This window comes from Aeromicrobium sp. SORGH_AS_0981 (genome assembly GCF_031453195.1).
In the GTDB taxonomy this organism is placed as follows: domain Bacteria; phylum Actinomycetota; class Actinomycetes; order Propionibacteriales; family Nocardioidaceae; genus Aeromicrobium.
Genome location: NZ_JAVIZD010000001.1, coordinates 1,447,647 through 1,466,545, shown reverse-complemented (window position 1 = coordinate 1,466,545; position 18,899 = coordinate 1,447,647). Strand labels below are relative to the sequence as shown.

The 18,899-nt window shown below is 72.0% G+C and carries 19 protein-coding genes; 5 read left to right on the top strand and 14 right to left on the bottom strand.

Features of this window, described 5'->3' with window-relative positions; all coding sequences use genetic code 11:
• The first annotated feature begins 95 nt into the window (after positions 1 to 95).
• Together QE370_RS07460 and QE370_RS07455 are read left to right on the top strand one after the other, a co-directional pair.
• Positions 96 to 596: a hypothetical protein gene (locus QE370_RS07460; RefSeq protein WP_309633963.1), complete on the top strand. Its 501-nt coding sequence runs from the start codon at positions 96 to 98 to the stop codon at positions 594 to 596.
• On the top strand, positions 593 to 2,494 hold the full coding sequence (locus QE370_RS07455; RefSeq protein ID WP_309633962.1) for a LuxR C-terminal-related transcriptional regulator: 1,902 nt from the start codon (positions 593 to 595) through the stop codon (positions 2,492 to 2,494). Before QE370_RS07460 ends, QE370_RS07455 begins: the two co-directional genes overlap by 4 nt.
• A 16-nt stretch (positions 2,495 to 2,510) precedes the next feature.
• On the opposite strand, the gene QE370_RS07450 is transcribed toward QE370_RS07455, so the two are convergent.
• The 3 genes from QE370_RS07450 to QE370_RS07440 form a co-directional block, all read right to left on the bottom strand.
• Positions 2,511 to 3,866: a hemolysin family protein gene (locus tag QE370_RS07450; RefSeq protein WP_309633961.1), complete on the bottom strand. Its 1,356-nt coding sequence runs from the start codon at positions 3,864 to 3,866 to the stop codon at positions 2,511 to 2,513.
• Between the two features lie 107 nt (positions 3,867 to 3,973).
• Positions 3,974 to 4,312: a DUF1801 domain-containing protein gene (locus QE370_RS07445; protein ID WP_309633960.1), complete on the bottom strand. Its 339-nt coding sequence runs from the start codon at positions 4,310 to 4,312 to the stop codon at positions 3,974 to 3,976.
• Positions 4,309 to 5,523 (bottom strand): diguanylate cyclase, encoded by a 1,215-nt coding sequence (locus tag QE370_RS07440; protein ID WP_083516186.1) that lies wholly within the window; start codon positions 5,521 to 5,523, stop codon positions 4,309 to 4,311. Before QE370_RS07440 ends, QE370_RS07445 begins: the two co-directional genes overlap by 4 nt.
• Positions 5,524 to 5,977: 454 nt before the next feature.
• Between QE370_RS07440 and QE370_RS07435 the strand changes: the two genes are divergently transcribed.
• Positions 5,978 to 6,430, top strand: a complete 453-nt coding sequence (locus QE370_RS07435) for a C40 family peptidase (protein ID WP_067854014.1) — start codon at positions 5,978 to 5,980, stop codon at positions 6,428 to 6,430.
• Positions 6,431 to 6,628: 198 nt separating this feature from the next.
• Here the strand turns inward: QE370_RS07435 and QE370_RS07430 are convergent, their stop codons facing one another.
• Positions 6,629 to 7,588: a phosphotriesterase gene (locus QE370_RS07430; protein ID WP_253023659.1), complete on the bottom strand. Its 960-nt coding sequence runs from the start codon at positions 7,586 to 7,588 to the stop codon at positions 6,629 to 6,631.
• Between the two features lie 160 nt (positions 7,589 to 7,748).
• On the opposite strand from QE370_RS07430, the gene QE370_RS07425 reads away from it, so the two are divergent.
• Positions 7,749 to 8,243 (top strand): MaoC family dehydratase, encoded by a 495-nt coding sequence (locus tag QE370_RS07425; RefSeq protein ID WP_253023657.1) that lies wholly within the window; start codon positions 7,749 to 7,751, stop codon positions 8,241 to 8,243.
• Positions 8,240 to 9,241, top strand: coding sequence for an NADP-dependent oxidoreductase (locus QE370_RS07420; protein WP_253023655.1), 1,002 nt, complete (start codon positions 8,240 to 8,242; stop codon positions 9,239 to 9,241). The genes QE370_RS07425 and QE370_RS07420 overlap by 4 nt, the downstream gene beginning before the upstream one ends.
• Before the next feature lies 1 nt (position 9,242).
• Here the strand turns inward: QE370_RS07420 and QE370_RS07415 are convergent, their stop codons facing one another.
• The 10 genes from QE370_RS07415 to QE370_RS07370 form a co-directional block, all read right to left on the bottom strand.
• Positions 9,243 to 9,914, bottom strand: a complete 672-nt coding sequence (locus tag QE370_RS07415) for a TetR/AcrR family transcriptional regulator (protein WP_253023653.1) — start codon at positions 9,912 to 9,914, stop codon at positions 9,243 to 9,245.
• Positions 9,915 to 9,981: 67 nt separating this feature from the next.
• The gene (locus QE370_RS07410) at positions 9,982 to 10,290 is read right to left on the bottom strand and encodes a putative quinol monooxygenase (RefSeq protein ID WP_309633959.1); all 309 of its coding nucleotides are present in this window, start codon (positions 10,288 to 10,290) and stop codon (positions 9,982 to 9,984) included.
• On the bottom strand, positions 10,287 to 11,243 hold the full coding sequence (locus QE370_RS07405) for a cyclase family protein (RefSeq protein WP_309633958.1): 957 nt from the start codon (positions 11,241 to 11,243) through the stop codon (positions 10,287 to 10,289). Before QE370_RS07405 ends, QE370_RS07410 begins: the two co-directional genes overlap by 4 nt.
• Before the next feature lie 34 nt (positions 11,244 to 11,277).
• Positions 11,278 to 12,351, bottom strand: coding sequence for a phosphotransferase family protein (locus QE370_RS07400; RefSeq protein ID WP_309633957.1), 1,074 nt, complete (start codon positions 12,349 to 12,351; stop codon positions 11,278 to 11,280).
• 1 nt (position 12,352) lies between these two features.
• On the bottom strand, positions 12,353 to 13,132 hold the full coding sequence (locus QE370_RS07395; RefSeq protein ID WP_309633956.1) for an SDR family oxidoreductase: 780 nt from the start codon (positions 13,130 to 13,132) through the stop codon (positions 12,353 to 12,355).
• Complete coding sequence (locus QE370_RS07390; protein WP_253023643.1) at positions 13,129 to 14,364, bottom strand: acyl-CoA dehydrogenase family protein; 1,236 nt, start codon at positions 14,362 to 14,364, stop codon at positions 13,129 to 13,131. The genes QE370_RS07395 and QE370_RS07390 overlap by 4 nt, the downstream gene beginning before the upstream one ends.
• Entirely contained in the window at positions 14,364 to 15,173 is an 810-nt protein-coding gene (locus tag QE370_RS07385) for an enoyl-CoA hydratase-related protein (RefSeq protein WP_309633955.1), read from the bottom strand. The genes QE370_RS07390 and QE370_RS07385 overlap by 1 nt, the downstream gene beginning before the upstream one ends.
• Positions 15,174 to 15,218: 45 nt before the next feature.
• The gene (locus tag QE370_RS07380) at positions 15,219 to 16,223 is read right to left on the bottom strand and encodes an ABC transporter permease (RefSeq protein WP_309633954.1); all 1,005 of its coding nucleotides are present in this window, start codon (positions 16,221 to 16,223) and stop codon (positions 15,219 to 15,221) included.
• A complete protein-coding gene (locus QE370_RS07375) occupies positions 16,220 to 17,797 on the bottom strand; it encodes a sugar ABC transporter ATP-binding protein (RefSeq protein ID WP_309633953.1) in 1,578 nt (525 codons plus the stop codon). The genes QE370_RS07380 and QE370_RS07375 overlap by 4 nt, the downstream gene beginning before the upstream one ends.
• Before the next feature lie 73 nt (positions 17,798 to 17,870).
• On the bottom strand, positions 17,871 to 18,848 hold the full coding sequence (locus QE370_RS07370) for a sugar ABC transporter substrate-binding protein (protein WP_309633952.1): 978 nt from the start codon (positions 18,846 to 18,848) through the stop codon (positions 17,871 to 17,873).
• Positions 18,849 to 18,899: the final 51 nt, after the last annotated feature.

The following is an 18,899-nucleotide window of genomic DNA, read 5'->3' as shown; positions in this document are numbered from 1 at the left end:
TTGGTCCTGCGTCCGCAGGGGGAGCATGCTTACCGACAAGTCACAGGAGACAGGGGGACTGCGACGTGGACGAGCCAGGGCGACAACATCAGAGCATGACGACGGCGCTCGAGGAGGGCCGCAGCATCGAGGTCCGCGGTCGCCGGCTCAGCGGACGCACCACGCTCCTCGACCACCTGGCCGAGCTCTCCACGTCGCGCCGCGTGCCCCACCGACGGGTCGAGGGCAGCGAGCCCCTGCGCGACCACCCGTTCGGGGCGCTGCTCATCAGCGGCCTGCTCGAGTCCGCCGCGCTCGCGGGCCCCAACCCGTTGCGCGCGGCGGTCGAGGCCGTCCGGCGTCGGCTGCCGAGCAGCGGTCCAGCGGCGTTGCTGGTCGACGACGCCGACCACCTCGACGCCCAGTCGGTCGCCGTCCTGCGCCACCTGGAGCGACGCGGTCTCGTCGTGGCGGCGGCGTACCGCACCGACCTCGCCGGCAGGGGGGCCCCCCGGGTCCTGAGCGGGGCGCCGGTCGTGGTTTTTCTTTCGACGCCCCGAGCCTCGCACCCACCGCGCTGCTGTCGACCCTGCGGGAGCGGCTCGGCGGAGCGGTGAGCGCCAGGCTGCTGAGCGAGGTGTTCGCCCTGTCCGGCGGCGTCGTCGGCGTCGCCGGGCACCTCGTGGACGACGGGGTGTTCGACGGCTCGATCACGCAGGTCGACGGGGTGTGGGACCTCCGCAGGACCCTCGTCCCGCGCTCGCTCGACGGACTGTGGCAGGCGTTCCTGCGCGAGCTGGCGCCGACCGACTGCCAGTGGCTCACGACGCTGGCGACCGCCGGACACACGACCCTGGGCACGCTTCCTCCCGCGGCGCTCGACGCCGTCGACCGGCTGGAGAGCCTCGGGCACGTGCGGACCGTGCGACGCGGCGACGGCCGGGCCGTCCTCGTGTCGGCCCTGCTCGCCGACTACGTCCGCCGGACCTCCGACGCCGTCGCCCGTTCCGCGGCTCCGCCGATGTGGGTGCCACCGGTGAAGGTCGACGGACCGACGCCGGACTGCGCGGTCCGCCACGTCCCGCTCGAGCTCGGGTGGCGTGCCCAGCTCGTCCGCCAGGCAGCGGCGCCGGACCCGCACGACCTCTCGACCCAGCTCGTCTCGAGCAGCATGGCGGAGGGTCCGGCCCTCCCCCGCATCCTCGGTCTCGCGGAGCGGTCGACCCGACTCACGTCCGACGAGCACGCCCTCACGTCGGCGGTCCGGCACCTCGCACAGCTCGACGACGGGTCCGACGACGTGCGTCTGGCGCTGTCCGCGGCCACCACCGTCCTGGAGGTGAAGGCCGGGGTCGCCCAGCGTCACGACCCACCGGCCGACGACCCCCGCGCCCATGCCCTGGCCCGGGCGAAGGGCTGCGAGGCGCGCCTCTACGACGCCCTCGCCACCGGCCGGTTCGCGGCGACCGACGACGACCTCGCCCTGGCGTCGACCCTGTCCGGCGAGTCCGCCGACGTCGTGCGCCTCGTCCCGCGCCTGCGCGGCCTGCAGAGCCTGGTGACCGCGTTCCGCGGCGACCTGCGGACGACCCGCGCCGTCGTGACGCAGACGGTGGACGACGCGGTCGCCAGCGGCAGGCTCGACCAGGTGGCCTACGTCGGGTCGAGCGTGGGCGTGCTCCTGCTCGTCGGCGGACAGCTCGGTCTCGCCCGACGGTACGTGGAGACGGCGCTGGCGCTCCCCTGGGAGGGGGCGGCCCAGGACAGCGTGTCCACGCCGCAGCTGGCCGCCGTCCTCTCGCTGTGGGACGACGACCCCGCGCTCGCCTCGGCGCTCCACACCTGGGCGCCCGAAGGTCCTGAGCTGGGCCCTGATCCGTACGACACGGCCGCCTGGCGGCACACCGCCGTCCTCCGGTCGTCAGGGCGGCCCGAGGCGGCCTCGGAGACCCTCCTCGACCACGCCGAGGACGCCCGCCGTCGAGGATGGCTGAGCACCGCGGCCATCCTGGCGATCCATGCCAGGGACATCTGCTCGACGCCACGCTCACGGGAGCTCGCGGAGACGTGCTCCGGGGAGGTGGAAAGCCCGATCACGGCGCTCTACTTCCGGGCTCTCGCCGCCCGCGACGCGTGCGACGTCGAGGCGATGACGAGCCTGCGGCACGACATGCTCGAGCACGGCGCTGTCGTCGGCGCCTATCGCCTGACGCTCGCCGCCTCTCGGCTGGCACCGCCCGGCGCTTCAGCCCGCGCGCTCGCGGCGGAGCTCGGCGAGCTCCGTCGCCTCCATCCCGAGGCGGTGTTCGTGGCGGAGCGGACGACGACCGGGCCGTCGCTGACGGCGCGCGAGCGCGAGGTCGTGATGGCGGTGCTGCAGGGACGGTCGAACGCCGAGGTCGCCCGCGAGCAGTTCGTGAGCGTGCGCACCGTCGAGTCGCACCTGCACCGCGCCATGAAGAAGCTGGGCGTGACCCGGCGCTCGGAGCTGCGCGGCCTGGTCGACCTCCTCTGAGGGCGGCGCGGAGCGGTCAGCGTCGCTCGTCGCCGTCCGGCCGCTCCGCCTCGACGTCGGCACCGTCCGCGGACGGCTCGTCGCTCGGGCGCGTCGTCAGCGTGACGCGGTCGATGCGGCGGCCGTCGACCGCGGTCACCGTCAGGCGGTACGGACCGATGTCGACCGTCTCGCCCACCTGCGGGATGTGCCCGAGCCGCTCGAGCACCAGACCCGCGACCGTCGAGTAGTGGCCGGACTCGTGGAGCAGCTCCAGCCCGGTCAGCTCCTCGAGGTCGTCGAGGTGCATGCCGGCGTCGAGGTCGTCGCCCTCCGGGGAGTGCAGCAGCTCGGCCTTCTCGGCCAGGTCGTACTCGTCGCGGATCTCGCCCACGAGCTCCTCGATGATGTCCTCGAGGGTGACGATCCCGTCGGTGCCGCCGTACTCGTCGACCACGAGCGCGATGTGCACGCCCTCGCTGCGCATCTGCGCCATGGCGGGCAGGATCCGGTTCGTGCTCGGCAGCACCGGGATCTCGCGCACGATGTCGGCGACGACCTTCGCGTCGGAGTCGGTCGGCACGGCCAGCAGGTCGCGCACGTGCACGAAGCCGATGACGTCGTCGCTGGAGCGCCGCCGGGTGACCGGGTAGCGCGAGTGTGGCATGGCGAGGGCGGCACCCGCGGCCTCGGCCAGGCTCATGCCGCCGTCGAGGAAGTCGACGGCGCCCCGCGGTCGCATCACCTCGCGCAGCGTCCGGTCGGTCGCCGTGAACACGTCCTGCAGGATCTGGCGCTCGTCGTCCTCGAGGCTCTCGTGCGCACCCACCAGGTCGCGCAGCTCGTCCTCGGTCATCTCCTCGCTCGTCGCGTGCGGGTTGCCGCCGAGCAGCCGCACGACGACGTTCGTCGACAACGACAGCAGCCAGATGACCGGGCGCATGAGCGTCGCGAAGCGCGACAGCGGCGGCGCCACGAGCAGGGCGATGGTGCCCGACTTCTGCAGCGCGAACCGCTTGGGCACGAGCTCGCCGAAGACGAGCGACAGGTAGGCGATGAGCAGCGTCATGCCGACGAGGGCGAGGCTCGAGGCCGCGCCCGGGCTCAGCCCCAGCGCCTCCAGCGACGGTGCGACGTCGGGGGCGAGGGTCGAGGCGCCGTAGGCGGCGGACAGGAAGCCCGCGACGGTCACCCCGATCTGGACGGCCGCGAGGAAGGTGTTGGGATCACGGGCGAGCTCCGCGACCTTGCGACCGCGCGAGCCGCTGCGCTCCATCTGGCCGAGCTGGCTCTCGCGCAGCGAGACCAGGGCCAGCTCGGTGGCCGCGAACACGCCGCCCACGAGGACGAAGACCATGACGAGCGCCAGGTTGAGCAGGGTGCCGGTGTCCATCACGACCTCCCGTCGACGGACGGGGGGAGGTCGCGGCTGGTACTCGGAGGATGGTCCACGTCGGCCAGTCTAGGGACGAGCGGCGACGGGGCCAGCCCCCGAGCCGGTCAGGCGCGGTTGTGGGCCACGGCCGCGCTCACCAGGGCGGTGAACGCGTCGGCGTCGAGCGTGTCGTCCTCGCGCAGGTCGACCGCCCGGCGGGTGCCCGCGTCGAGGCTGGCGTTGAACACGTGGGCCGGGTCGTCGAGCGACGCCCCGCGCGCGAACGTCACCTTCACCTTGTCCTTGTAGGTCTCCACGGTGCAGAGCAGCCCGTCGCACGAGAATGTCGGCACCCCGTCGGGGTTCGACGGCTTGCGCCACTTGACCTCCTCGAGCGCGTCGGGCGCCGCCGCCCGCACGAGGTCGCGCACCTGCTGCACCCGATCGGCACGCCAGTCGCTCATGGCGCGATCGTAGGCGGTCGCGGGGCCGCGGGGGCCTTCTCGTCGCCGTCGGCCACGGCCACCCGGTCCCGGCCCTCGCTCTTGGCGACGTAGAGCGCGCGGTCGGCGCGACCGATCGCCACGTCGGGGTCGTCGCCGCGGCGCGCGACGGTGAGCCCGTAGCTCACCGTCGGCAGGACGGTGCCGTCGGGCAGCGACCCGTGCTGCAGCATCGAGCTGACCTGCTCGACCGCCTGGCGGGCGTCGTCGAGGTCGGCCCGGTCGAGGTAGAGCACGAACTCCTCGCCCCCGACGCGACCGGCGAGGTCCTCCGGCCCGAGCGCCGAGCGACAGGCGGCGGCGAACATCTGCAGCGCGAAGTCGCCGGCCGCGTGCCCGTGCACGTCGTTGACTCGCTTGAAGTGGTCGAGGTCGGCCATCACGACGACGCCGTGCACCGCGCGTCGCCGGTGCGCGTTCCACCGCTGGGCCAGCTGCTGCATCAGCTCGTCGCGGTTGAGCAGGCCGGTCAGACCGTCGCGGGTCGCGCGGGCGCGCAGGTCGATCGTGTCGTCGGCGTAGCTGAGTGCCGTCATGCTGAACGACACGGTCGCCAGCATGACGGTGGTGACGAGGGTGGTGACCTGGCTGCCGAGGAACACGTCGAACAGGCGGCCGTCCTGGCCGACGGCGAGGAAGGCGACGAAGCGCGCCAGGTAGAAGGCCGCGACGCCGGTGCACATGAGCGTGAGCGAGCGCAGGATCGGTCGGTACACGCGGGCGCGTGGCCCCGGGGCGGGCAGCCGTCTCCAGGCGCGGTGCAGCTCCGTCGCCGCGAGCGCCAGGTAGACGGTCATCAGCCCGAGGAAGAACGGGCCGCCGGACCAGTCGTTGCGGCCCGGGTGGTCGAGGGCCGACGCGACCAGCAGCACGACCAGCGACGCTGCGACCGCCAGCCAGCTGACGCGCAGCCCGCTGACCGCCCGTGCACCGGCCCAGACGGAGGCGGCCCCGGCCACGATGCAGACGTTGCCGAGCGGGTTGCCCCACCACTGCTGCGACGTGCCGTCGAGGAGGTAGGCAGCCGAACCCGCGAGGAACGCGCCGAGGGCCACGCACCACCAGCCCGCGTAGGCGGACCGGGTCGAGCGGTAGGCCACGAAGTAGAACAGCGCGAGCAGCGTGACCGCCACGACGGCGAAGGAGACGCGCAACGAGACGACGTCGAGCATGCTGGCCCCTGGACGGTACGACGAAACTGCGTCGATCCTTTCACGGAAGCGGGTCCGAGGGACGGGTATCGCGTCCCCCCGGCCCGTCGCACGCCGTGACCTTCGCCGCACCGGCGCTGCGGGGGCCAGATCGGGGGGAGGGCGTTCTGGGCTGCAAAGCAAGGCGAGAACGGTGTTCCTGGAGGTTCCTCCAGAGACACCGGAACGGCCATTCGGCCCCCGTCCGGCCCGGCGAGCACCTATGCTCGCCGAGGCCTCAGACAAGGGAGGCCCGCGCACGGGTGCGCTGAGTCCACCCTCTCCCGTGCGATCCGCTGAACACATCCAGGGTGGAGCGGGACCGCCGAGCAGTCCGCGCCTCCCCGAGGCGCTCGGGGCTCACCACCACGTGTGGCGTGCACCTTCCAGCACGAGCCCGACAGGTCACGTTCCGCAAGCGTCGTGAAGGAACCACATGCGTCACGTCACGCGCGCCCTCGGCGTCGCCATGCTCCTGCTGTCCCTCTCCTTCGGCACCACGCTCGCTGCCGGCAGCGCCTCCGCGCTCACGCCGCAGGAGAACAAGAAGGTCATGAAGATCGCGAAGTCCCTGCGGGGCACGCCCTACAAGTGGGGCGGCACGTCGCGCTCGGGCTTCGACTGCACGGGCTACACCCGCTACGTCTTCCGCAAGGCCCACGTCACCACGCTCGGCCGCACCGCGGGCCAGCAGGCGAAGCAGGGCATCAAGATCTCGAAGTACCGCAAGCGTGTCGGCGACCTGATCGTCTTCTACGGCGGCAACGGCGCCTACCACGTCGGCATCTACGCGGGCGACAACACGATCTGGCACTCGCCGCGCACCGGCCAGTCGGTCAAGCGCGAGCGCATCTGGACGAGCTCGTACAAGGTCCGCCGCATGGGCTGACCCGCCCCGCAGCACCCCCACCGGGCCGGCGAGCGTCCTCGACGCCGCCGGCCCGTGGCGTCCCCGCTCCCCCGCTCGACCCGCTCCCCCGTGCGCGTTTGCGTGGGGCCCCACGCAAACGCGCAGATCCGGCGCACGGTTGCGTGGGGGCGAGCCCGTTTGCGTGGGGCCCCACGCAAACGGGCCCGCGCTGGCGATCTACTCGAAGTGCCGGCGGGGGTTGTCGACGAGGATCGTCTCGACGTCGGCCTCCGTCAGACCACCCTCGAGCAGCGCCGGGATGACGTCCTCGCTGATGTGCCGGAAGTGCCAGTTCGGCGCGGCGTGGGCCTTCGCGTCGGCGCTGAAGTAGTCGATGAAGCAGTTCGCGTCGTGGGCGAGGGTCACGTGCTCGACGTACCCGCGCCGCACGAGCTCGATGATCGTCCCGACGCGCTCCTGCATCGGGTTGAACAGGTCGAGGCCGAACCGGTCCATGCCGAGCATCGACCCGGCCTCGGCCAGCCGGCAGAGGTAGTCGACGTCGTTGGTGTCGCCCGAGTGGCCGATGATCACCTTCGACAGGTCGACGCCCTCCTCCTTCAGCACCTGCTGGGCGACGAGCCCCGACTCGTTGGCCGGGTTGGTGTGCACCGTGATCGGGGCGCCCGTCTGCACGTGAGCCTGCCCGACGGCCCGCATGACGCGCTCGACGCCAGGCGTGAGGCCGGCGAGCTCGATGGCGCACTTGAGGATGCCCGCCCGCACGCCGGTGCCGGCGATGCCCTCCTGGATGTCCTGCACGAACATCTCGGTGAGCGGCTCGGGCATGTCGACCAGGAGGCCCGGCCCGCGGTGCTCGAACTGGTGGGGCACGTCGTTGTAGGTGTAGAGCCCGGTGGCCACGACGATCTGCAGGTCGACCTGGGCGGCGATGCGCTGGATGCGGGGGATGTAGCGTCCGAGCCCGAGCACGGTCGGGTCCATGATCGAGTCGATGCCGAGTCCCTTGAGCTCGGTGAGCTTCTCCACGGCGTCGCGGATGCGCTCCTCCTCGTCCCAGTCGTCCTGGTAGTTCTGGTTGTACTCGGTGTTCAGCACGAATACGTGCTCGTGGACGAGCGTCCGGCCCAGCTCGCTGGCGTCGATCGGTCCGGTCACGGTCTGGACGGTGGTCATCGGGGTCCCTTCGGAGTTGAACTCAGGTTCAGGTCCAAGCTGGGGTACAGCGTGTCCCAGGTCACAGGTCACCGTCAAGCAGCCGATGCCACGGGCTGACTTGAATCCGGATTCAGGTTCATCTACGCTGCGGGGACCTGACCCGAGGAGCACCCCGACCATGACCACGACCCCCGCCGTCCCCCGTCCCACGTCGATCCAGGAGCTGCAGGACCTCGTCGGTTCCGACCTCGGCCCGACCGCGTGGCACGACATCACGCAGGAGCGCGTCGACGCGTTCGCGGAGCTGACCGGCGACCACCAGTGGATCCACGTCGACCCGGCGCGCGCCGCCGACAGCGCGTTCGGCGGCACCATCGCCCACGGGCTGTACAGCCTCTCGCTCGGCCCCCGGTTCATGGAGGACCTGATGGCCTTCGACGGGTTCGCCCACAGCCTCAACTACGGCTACGAGAAGGTGCGCTTCCCGGCGCCGCTCCCGGTGGGCTCCCGCATCCGCATGCACGCCACGGTCGTCTCGGTCGACGACGTCGGCGGCGGGTCGGCCCACATCGTCACGCGCCAGACGTTCGAGCGCGAGGGGTCGGACAAGCCGATCTGCGTCGCGCACTCGGTCGGTCGCTTCACCGAGTACCCCGGGGGCAGCGGCCGATGACCGTCGCACGGCAGGTCCGCCTGCGCGCCCGCCCCGTCGGACTGCCCGACGCCGACACCTGGGACGTGGTCGACTCCGAGCTCCCCGCGCTCGGCGACGGCGAGGTGCTGGTCCGCGTGACGCACCTGTCCCTCGACCCCGCCATGCGCGGCTGGTTGAACGACGTCCGCTCCTACGTGCCGCCCGTCGGCGTCGGCGAGGTCATGCGCGCGTTCGGCGTCGGCACGGTCCTGGAGTCCCGCTCGCGCGAGCACGCGGTCGGCGACGCCGTCAGCGGTCTCACCGGCGTGGCCGACCACGCCGTCGTGCGCGGCAGCGACCTCTCCCCCGTCGACCTCGACGCCGCCCCGGCTCCCACGTGGCTCGGCGCACTCAGCATGCCCGGTCTCACGGCCTGGTTCGGCCTGTTCGACGTCGCCCGAGCGCAGCCCGGGGAGACCGTGCTCGTCTCCGGGGCAGCCGGAGCCGTCGGCAGCGTGGTCGGCCAGCTCGCCAAGGCGCACGGCTGCCGTGTGATCGGCGTCGCCGGCGGCCCGGAGAAGACGCGCTGGCTCACCGAGGAGCTGGGGTTCGACGCCGCGATCGACTACCGCGAGGGAGCCGTGCACCGCGCCGTGCGCGCCGTCGCGCCGGGTGGCGTCGACGTCTACTTCGACAACGTCGGCGGCGAGGTGCTCGACAGCGCGCTGCGCACGTTGCGTCGCGGCGCGCGCATCGCGCTCTGCGGCGCGATCTCCACGTACAACGCCACGGAGCCGGCCCCCGGCCCGGCGCACTACATGTCGCTGCTCGTCAACCGGGCCTCGATGACCGGCTTCGTGGTCTTCGACTACGAGGACCGCTATCCCGAGGCGATCGCCGACCTCTCGGCTCGGCTGCGTGACGGCTCGCTCGTGGCGCGCGAGACCGTGGTGCGCGGCGGCGTGGACGCCTTCGGGGACACGCTGCTCATGCTGTTCGACGGCGGGAACACCGGCAAGCTGGTGCTCGAGCTCTGACTCAGCGGGGAGTCGTGAGTCCGAGGGCGTTGGCCCACAGCCGGGTCGACGTCTCGACGAGGTCGTCGACGGGCCAGTCCTCACCCAGCGCGAAGCTCGAGTAGGCCAGCCGGCTCACCATGCCCGAGAGGGCGCGCGAGGTCATCATCGGGTCGAGGGTGGCGTCGACGCGACCGTCCTGCTGGAGCTTCTCGATGCTCTTCGCGTTGCGCCGGGCGAACGCCTCGCCGCGTTCGAGCCGGCGCCGACGGAAGTCCTCGTCGATCGTCGCCACCTGCTCCTGGAGCCGCATCAGCCGACCGTTGCGCTTGTACGTCTCGAAGTAGGCGCGGTTGCTGGCCTCGATCACGGCGACCGGGTCGTCGGCGTCGTCGACGCGGGGCATCCCCGGGTGCAGCATGTCGTCCTGGGCCGCCTCGAGCACGGCCGTGAACACCTCCTCCTTGGAGGTGAAGTAGGTGTAGAAGGTGCCGATGGAGCACTTCGCCTCGGCGGTGATGTCGGTGAGCCGCGACGCCAGGAACCCGTCGCGCTCGAAGACGGTGCGGGCGGCGGCCACCAGGGCGGCACGGGTGCGCACACCACGTGCCGTGGTGGGCGGCTCCTTCATGCCCGAGGTGTCCGCGAGGGCCGGCACCTCGTCGAGGCGCTCCGCCGCGGATCTGTCGGTCATGGTGCTGTTCTAACGAACGAGGGTCCGAGGTGCAAGGCGGCTCGGCCGAGCCGGGCCGCCTCCTCGCTCATGCGCCGTCCGCGACGTCGACCGCCTCGAGCACCCGCACCACCGGCGGCGCGGCGAGCAGGTCGGCGAGCCGGGCCGAGGTCCGCTGGAAGTGCTCGGCGGCGCCGTGCGCCTTCAGCGCGTCGACCGACGCCCAACGTTCCACCATGACCACCTCGTCGGGCCGGCGCCTGACCCGGTGCAGGTCGTAGCGCAGGCACCCGTCCTCGGCCCGGACCGTGGCGAGCGAGGCCCGCAGCACGGCGACGAGCTCGTCGCCGCGACCCTCCTGGGCCTCGAGGGTCGCCACGACGTCGAGCGCGCTCATCGCACGACGACCGGGTTCACGGGGGCGCCGGTGCCGCTCACGATCTTGAGCGGCGCGGCGGTGTAGAGGAAGGTCCAGCGCTCGTCGGCGGCGCACGCTGCCGCGAGGTCCTCGAGCCACGCGATCTCGGTGAACGCCACCCCGAGGTTGCGCATGAGCGCGCTGTGCAGCGGCAGGGTCACGCCCGACGACGGCTCCACCGTGACCTCGTTGGCGATGGTGTCGGTGACGAGGTTCGGGATCTCCATGTCCTGGAACCACTGCACGAGCTCCGGGCTGTAGGTCAGGCCGGGCTCGAGGAAGCCGTCGTAGAACTCCTCCGCGGACTGACGGTAGAACGAGCCGATGAAGCCGGTGCGGACGACCAGCACGTCGTGCTTCTCGATCGTGCAGCCCTGCGCCCGGGCGACGTCGAGCAGGTCCTCGTGGGTGAACGTCTCGCCCTTGTCGAGCGCGGCCTTGCCGCGGTGCCGGGCCACGTCGAGCAGCACGCCGCGCCCGACCACGCCGCGCTCGGCGATCGGCAGCACCGACGCCTTCTGCATCGCGCCGTCGGTGGTGGTGGCGTCGTAGCCGTTCCAGATCTGCCCGTCGTACCAGACGTGGCCGAGGGAGTCGTACTGCGTCGACGCCTGCAGGTACATCGTCGCGACGTCGTCGGAGTAGTGCGCGCCGCCGGGCGTCTCCACACCCTCGCCGCGCTGGAAGAAGCCCTCGTCCATCACGTTGGAGCGCTGGATGCCCTCACGGCCGGGCCACACCGGGTCGCCCGCCGGGTCGCCCATGCGCACCTGCAGGGTGAACACCTCCCCGGAGCGGACCTCGGCCACGCCGCGCAGCACCTCGGCGCTCGTCAGGTAGTTCAGCGAGCCGACCTCGTCGTCCGGCCCCCACTTGCCCCAGTTCCTGGGCGAGTCCTTCAGGAAGTCGCCCACGTACGGCGTCTCGGTCATGTCTGCTCCTTCGGTGCGTGCGGGTCGGTGGTGGTCAACGGTCGAGCCCGGCGGTCTCGGCGACCGCCCAGGCGCGCTCCACGAGCTGCTCGATCGCCTCGGGGGCCGGCGGCCCGCCGTCGGCGGCGTTGCGCGGGTCGTCGAGCGCCCGACGCAGGACGCCCTCGGCGATGACGGCGATCTTCCAGAGCCCCAGCGCGTGCCAGTAGTCGAGGTCGGCGCGGTCGCGGCCCGACGCCTCCAGGTAGGTGGTGGCCAGCTGCTCGCGGGTGGCGAAGCCCCGCAGTGCCGACGCCGCGAACATCAGCGTCGGCCCGTCGCCCTCCTCGGGCCAGTAGGCGAGCAGGCTGCCGATGTCGGCGAGCGGGTCGCCGAGCGTGCTGAGCTCCCAGTCGAGCACGGCACGCACGTCGCCGAGGTCCGGGTCGAGGATGACGTTGCGCAGGTGGAAGTCGCCGTGCACGAGCGCGACCGTGCGGCCGTCGTGGGACGACGGTTCCGGGGCCCGCCGACGCAGCAGCTCGGTCATCGCGTCCAGGCGCGGCAGGTCCCGCGTGCGCGAGGCCTCCCACTGGCGCGACCATCGCTTCAGCTGGCGCTGCGCGTAGGGCGCCCGCGAGGCGAGGTCACCGAGGCCCACCTCGTCGACGTCGACCTCGTGCACGGCAGCGAGCGTCCGGGCGAGCGACGGTCCGATGGCCGCGCGCAGCGACGTGTCGAGCTCGTGGGCGGTCTCCTCGCGGTCGACCACGAGGCCGTCGACGTGCTCCATCACGACGACCGGCGTCTCGGCGAGCGTCGGGTCGACGTAGCGGCCGAGCACCCGCGGGACCGGGACGGACGTGTCGCCCAGCGCCGCGAGGATCCGGTGCTCGCGCAGCACGTCGTGCGCCGACGCGAGCAGCTCGCCCCGTGGCGGACGGCGCACGATCCACCCGTGCCCGCCCTCGTCGGACACCAGGTAGGTCAGGTTGGACTGCCCGCGGCCGACACGGACGGCACCGAGCACGCCGTCCACCGCGAGGCCGTCGGCACGGAGCACCCCAGCCAGCACCGCGAGGTCCAGGGCCGGGGCGTCCGTGGCCTGGCGGGGGTCGGTCGTGGTCACGTCAGCCGCCCTGGGCCGCGAGCCGGTCGAGGGCCGCGCCCGCGCCGATCATCTGGCCGCCGTCGATGACCAGGGTCTCGCCGGTGATCCACGAGGCGGAGGGCGACGCGAGGAACGCGATGGCCGCGCCGACGTCGGCGGGCTCGCCGATGCGCCCGAGCGGGGTGCGCTCGTCGACGGCGGCCTCGTGCTCCTTCCAGAGCGCCTCCGCGAGGCGCGTGCGCACCACGCCCGGCGCGACGGCGTTGACCCGGATGGTGGGGCCCAGCTCGATCGCGAGCTGCTTGGTCAGGTGGATCAGCGCCGCCTTCGAGACGTGGTAGACGCCCAGGTCGGGGCCGACCGACAGCCCACCGATGGAGGCGGTGTTGACGATCGACCCGCCGTGCTCGCCCATCCAGGCGTCGTGCACGAGCCGCGACCAGAGGATCGGGCCCCAGAGGTTGACGTCGAGCGTCTTGGCGAACCGTCCGTGGTCCTGCCGCAGCACGGGCCCGTAGGCCGGGTTCGTGCCCGCGTTGTTCACGAGCACGTCGACGCTGCCGAAGCGTTCCATCGTGCGGTCGACGCAGGCGCGCGCGAGGTCCTCGTCGGTCACGTGCGCGCCGACGCCCATCGCCCGCGGGCCGACGGAGGCGGCGGCCTCGGCGGCCGCCTCCTCCGTCCGCGCCGTGAGCACGACGTTCGCGCCCGCGTCGTGCAGGGCCGCGGCCGCGGCGAGGCCGATGCCGCGGGACGCCCCGGTCACGATCGCGGTGCGTCCGTCGAGCGAGCCGGTCACTTCTTCTTGTTCCAGTCCGCGTCGATGCGCCGCAGCTCGACCTGCGCGAGCGTGCGCTTGTGCACCTCGTCGGGGCCGTCGGCCAGGCGCAGCGTGCGCTGGTGGGCGTAGAAGCTGGCGAGCGGGAAGTCGTCGGTGATCCCGCCGCCACCGTGCACCTGGATGGCCCGGTCGATGATCTTCAGCGCCACCTGCGGCGCCGCGACCTTGATGGCTGCGATCTCCACGCGCGCCTTCTGGTTGCCGACCGTGTCCATCAGCCACGCGGTCTTGAGCGTCAGCAGACGGATCATCTCGATCTCGATGCGCGCCTCGGCGATCCAGTCCTGGATGTTGGAGCGGTTCGCGACCGGCTCGCCGAAGGTGACGCGGCTCTGCGCCCGCTGGATCATGAGGTCGAGCGCACGCTCGGCCATGCCGATGGAGCGCATGCAGTGGTGGATGCGGCCGGGCCCGAGGCGGGCCTGGCTGATCATGAAGCCGTCGCCCTCGCCCGCCAGCAGCGCCGTCTTGGGCACCCGCACGTCCTCGAACAGGATCTCGGCGTGGCCCTCGCGGTCCATGTAGCCGAAGACCGGCAGACCGCGGACGATCGTGATGCCGGGGGTGTCGAGCGGGACGACCATCATCGACTGCTGACGGTGGGTCGCGGCGTCGACATTCGTCTTGCCCATGACGATGAGCACCTTGCAGTTCGCGTGCAGCGCGTTCGAGGCGAACCACTTGCGTCCGTTGAGCACGTACTCGTCGCCGTCGGCGTCCATCCGCAGCTGCACGTTCGTGGCGTCGGAGCTGGCGACCTCGGGCTCGGTCATGCAGAAGGCCGAGTTGATCTCGCCGGCGAGCAGCGGCTTGAGCCACCTCTCCTTGTGCTCCTCGGTGCCGAAGAGCTCGAGCACCTCCATGTTGCCGGTGTCGGGGGCGTTGCAGTTGATGGCCTCGGGAGCGATGTAGGGGCTGCGGCCGGTGATCTCGGCGAGCGGCGCGTAGTCGAGGTTGCTCAGACCGGGCGAGCCCCAGTCCTCGCGCTCGTGCGGGTGGAAGAGGTTCCAGAGGCCGCGCTTGCGCGCCTCGGTCTTGAGCTCCTCCAGGATCGGCGGGTGGAAGTTCGGGTTGCCCGACTCCGCCATCTGCGCCGCGTAGATGGACTCGGCGGGGTAGATGTAGTCGTCCATGAACTCCAGGAGCTTCTCCTGGTACTCCACGGACCTCTGGCTCGGTGCGAACTCCATCAGATCTCCTTCGTCAGCGGTGCGAACACCGGGGGGCGCCGCTCGGTGAAGCTGGCGACACCCTCGGCGACGTCGGAGCCCCGGAAGGACTCGCGCATCAGGGTGTCGGCCGACCGCACCGACTCGGCGAAGCCGCGCTCGGCGTCGAGCAGCAGCTGGGTCTTGATCGTGGCCATCGACCACGGGGAGCAGGACGTCGCGAGGCCCTGGGCGTACGCGACGGCGCGCTCGACGAGCTCGTCGGCGGGCACAAGGTGCTCGACGAGGCCGATGCGGGCGGCCTCCTCGCCGTCGACCCGCCGTCCGGAGAGCAGCAGGTCGCTCGCCCGGCCGTGCCCGACGAGCCGCGGCAGCAGCCAGGCCATGCCGTACTCGGCCACCAGCCCGCGCTGGGCGAAGGCGGTGAGGAAGACGGCTCGGGGCGAGGCGAACCGTACGTCGGCGTAGAGCGCCTCGACCATCCCGAGCCCGGCGGCGGCACCGTTCACGGCGGCGACCAGGGGGGTCCGCAGCGTGAGCGGCAGGTGCCGCGGGTGCGGGCGGTCGATCTGCTCGTCGGTGGCCTCGCCCACCCCGACGAGGTCGTCCATGTCGGCGCCGGCGCAGAAGCCACGACCGGCGCCCGTGACCACGATCGCGCGGACGTCGGGGGCGGCGTCGGCCTCGAGCAGGGCGCCGTAGTAGGCGTCCTCCAGGGCGTTCGTCCACGCGTTGAGCCGCTCGGGGCGGTGCAGCGTCAGCAGCAGGACGCCGCCGTGGCGCTCCGCGAGCACGAGCTCCTCGCGCTGGGCTGCGGGCCGGTCCGTCATGGTCGTCATCCTAACATGAATCCGAGTTCAAGTTCAGAAAGAGCGTCAGTGCGCCGCCGCCGCCCGGTGCCGGGCGAGCGACCCGACCCCGACGCCGAGGATGAGCAGCAGACCCTGGAACAGGTACTGCCAGTAGGTCTCGAGACCGATCAGCGCGATGGCGTTGAAGCCGACCGAGACCGTGATGACGCCGACGAGCGTGCCGATGATGTGGAACTCCCCGTCGCGGAGCACCGCCGAGCCGAAGAACGCCGCGGCGAACGCGGCCAGCAGGTAGGTGTCGCCGCCGGAGACCGCCGCGCTGCCGGTGCGCGAGGCGAGCAGGAGACCCGTCAGGGCGGCGCAGATGCCGCAGATGACGAACGCGACGACGCGGACCCGGTCGACGCGGATGCCCGACAGCTGGGCCGCCACCGGGTTGCCGCCCACGGCCTGCATCGACTGGCCGAGCACGGTGCGGTTCAGCACGAACCACAGGACGGCGGCGAGCCCGAGCATGATGAACACCGGGTACGGGATGCCCAGGAAGCGCCCGAGCGTGATCTGGATGAACGGCGCGGGATCGGTCAGGCTGACCGGCAGGCCACCGGCGACCGCGTAGTTGACGCCGACGGCGACCGTGCCGATGCCCAGCGTCGCGACGAGCGCGTTGACGTTGAGCAGCGTGACCACCAGGCCGTTCGCCAGGCCCACCACGGCGCCGATGACCACGGCCAGGCCGAACGCCATCGGGATCGAGACGTCGTGGCTCACCATCGCGGTGCACGCCAGCACGCCCGACAGGCTCGCCACGTTGCCGATGCTGAGGTCGAACTCCCCCGTGACGAGCGCGAAGGTCAGGCCCATCGCGATGATCGCCGACAGGGCGCTCTGGTTGAGGATGTTGATGAAGTTGTCCCAGGTCGCGAAGGTCTCCGGCTCCAGGGCGCTCGTGCCGACCACGAGCAGCGCGAGCACGAGGAGCGCGCCGTAGCGGCCGAACCAGCGCCACACCCGCGCACGGCGCGGCGGGGCCTGGAGGACGGGGACGTCGACGAGTGCAGCGGTCATGACGGGTCCTGTTCTGTCGTGCCGAGGTGCTCGGTGGTCCCGAAGCACAGCGAGGTGAGGTGGTCCTTCGTGGCCCGCGAGGCAGGCACCGAGTGGGTGAGCGCTCCTTCGCGCATGACGACGACGCGGTCGCAGATGGCGAGCTCGTCGAAGTCGCTGGAGATCATGAGGATCGACGTCCCGGACGCGGCGAGGTCGCGGATGATGTCGTAGATCTCGCCGCGGGCACCGACGTCGACGCCGACGGTGGGCTCGTCGAGGATCAGGAGCCGAGGACCGGTCAGCACGCACTTGCTGACCACGACCTTCTGCTGGTTGCCGCCGCTGAGGTGCCCGACCGCGTCGTGCACCGACGACGTCTTGACCCCGAAGCGGCTGACGGCGTCGCGCGCGGTGGCCGCGGCCCGTCGGGGGCTGAACGTGCCCAGCCGGCGTCGCGGGTCGCGCATCGAGGCCATGGTGATGTTCGAGGCGACCGAGCCGCGCAGCACCAGCCCCTGCGAGCGTCGCTCCTCGGGCACGAGCGCGACGCCGGCCTTGATGCCGTCGGACGGGGAGCCCGGACGGTACGGCCGCCCGTCGAGCGTCATGCTGCCCGCGTGCGCGGCGTCGGCGCCGATGAGCAGCCGCGCCAGCTCGGTGCGCCCCGCGCCGACGAGCCCGGCGACGCCGAGGATCTCGCCCTCGTGGATCGTCAGGTCGACGTCGCGCACCCGGGGCTCCCGGGTCAGGCCCGACGTCCGGAGCAGCACGGGCGCGGCGGTCGGGTCGGTATCGGTGACGCGGTGGGTCAGGTCCTCGACGTCGCGGCCGACGATGTGCCGCGTGAGGCTCGCGACGTCGAGGTCGCGAGCCGCGTAGCTGCCCACCAGGCGGCCGTTGCGCAGCACCGTCACGTCGTCGCTGACGTGCAGCACCTCCTCGAGCCGGTGCGAGATGTACAGGATCCCGACACCGTCGGCGGTGAGCTCGTCGACGATGCCGTAGAGCCGGTCCGCCTCCTCCTGCGTGAACGAGGCCGTCGGCTCGTCCATGGCCACGATGCTCGCGTCGCGCATCAGCGACCGGGCGAGCGAGACCATCCAGCGGTCGGAGACCGAGAGCTGCTCGACCTTGGCGTCGAGCGGCACGGAGTACCCGATGCGGTCCATGACGGCGAGGGCCTTGCGACGCAGGCCGCGCAGGTCGAGCACCCCGGTGCGGCGGGGGTGGTCGGCTCCCATCGCGATGTTCTGCAGCGCGGTGAACTTGGGCACCAGGTTGAGCTCCTGGTGGATGAAGCTGAGGCCGAGCCGGGTCGCGTCGCCCGGGCTGGCGACGGTCTCCTCCCGGCCGCGGACGCGGATGGTGCCGGCGTCGGCGCTCTCGACCCCCGCGAGGATGCGCACGAGCGTCGACTTGCCTGCGCCGTTGGCCCCGCAGAGGGCGAGGACGCGACCCGGGTGCAGCGTGATGGACACGTCCTCGAGGGCCTGGTGGCCGCCGAACTGCTTGGAGATGCCGGACATCTCCAGGCAGGGCGGATCGGTCACCGTCGGCGCCGTCGGACCGTCGAGCGGGGTCGTCTCGACCATGAGGGACTCCTGGGGGTGCTCGGTCGGGGTCGGGCCGGCAGGCCGGACCCTCGAGGACGTGTCGGTCATCGGACTACTTCGTCGCGTCGGGGTTGTCGGCCAGGAACTGCTCGACCGTGTCGGTCGTGACGAGGATGTTCGGCAGCTCGACCTCCTGCGGCTTCGCGTCGACGCCGCCCTCGATGAACTCCGGCACCATGTCGGCGAACTTCTTGCCGGCCTCGGGCACCTGCAGGAAGACGGTGGCGCGCATGTCGCCCGCCTCGACCGCCTTGATGGCGGCCGGGGTGCCGTTGATGCCGTAGATCTTCACGTCGTCGCGCCCCGCCGACTTCGCCGCGGAGACCGCGCCGAGTGCCGGGTCGTCGAAGCAGCCCCAGATCGCGAGCGGTGTCGAACCCTTCGGGTGCTTGGCCAGCCAGGCCTGCGCGAACTGCGTCCCACCCTCGACCTGGCCGGGGATCGGCACCTCGTTGCGGGTGACCTTGATGTCGGTGCCCTTCAGCGCGTCGTCGAGCGCCTCCTCGCGACCGATGCACGGCAGACCGCTCTTGTAGCCCATGACCAGCAGCTCGCCCTTGCCGCCCATGTCCTCCACGAGCTGCTTCGCGACGGGCGCGCCGACCGCGACGCCGGAGTCGAGGTTCGCGGTGATGCCGTCGGTGGTGCCGCCGGAGATCGAGACGACGGGGATGCCCGCGGCCTTCGCGGCCTGCGCGCCGGCCGTCAGCGTCTTGCTGTCGAAGACGGCGGTGACGATGAGGTCGACCTTCTTCTGCACGAAGTCCTGCATGGCGCCGTTGGCCTTCTCGACCGCACCCTGGGGGTCGACCGCGGTGGTCTTCCAGCCCTTGGCCTCGGCCTCCTCGCGGAACGCCGCGATGGCCGCCTCCGAGGTCTCCTCGCTCGAGGCGAACTTGACGATGCCGATCGTGTAGGCGTCGTCTCCTCCGCCGCCACCGCTGCCACCGGTGTCCCCGCTGCCGCAGGCGGCGGTGACGACCAGCGCCGCCGTTGCCACCAGGCCGAGGCCGAAGCGTCGAACGTTCATGTGTCCTCCTGAGAGTGGTCGCCCGGGCGGGCGGACCTGTGCTGGGTGGAC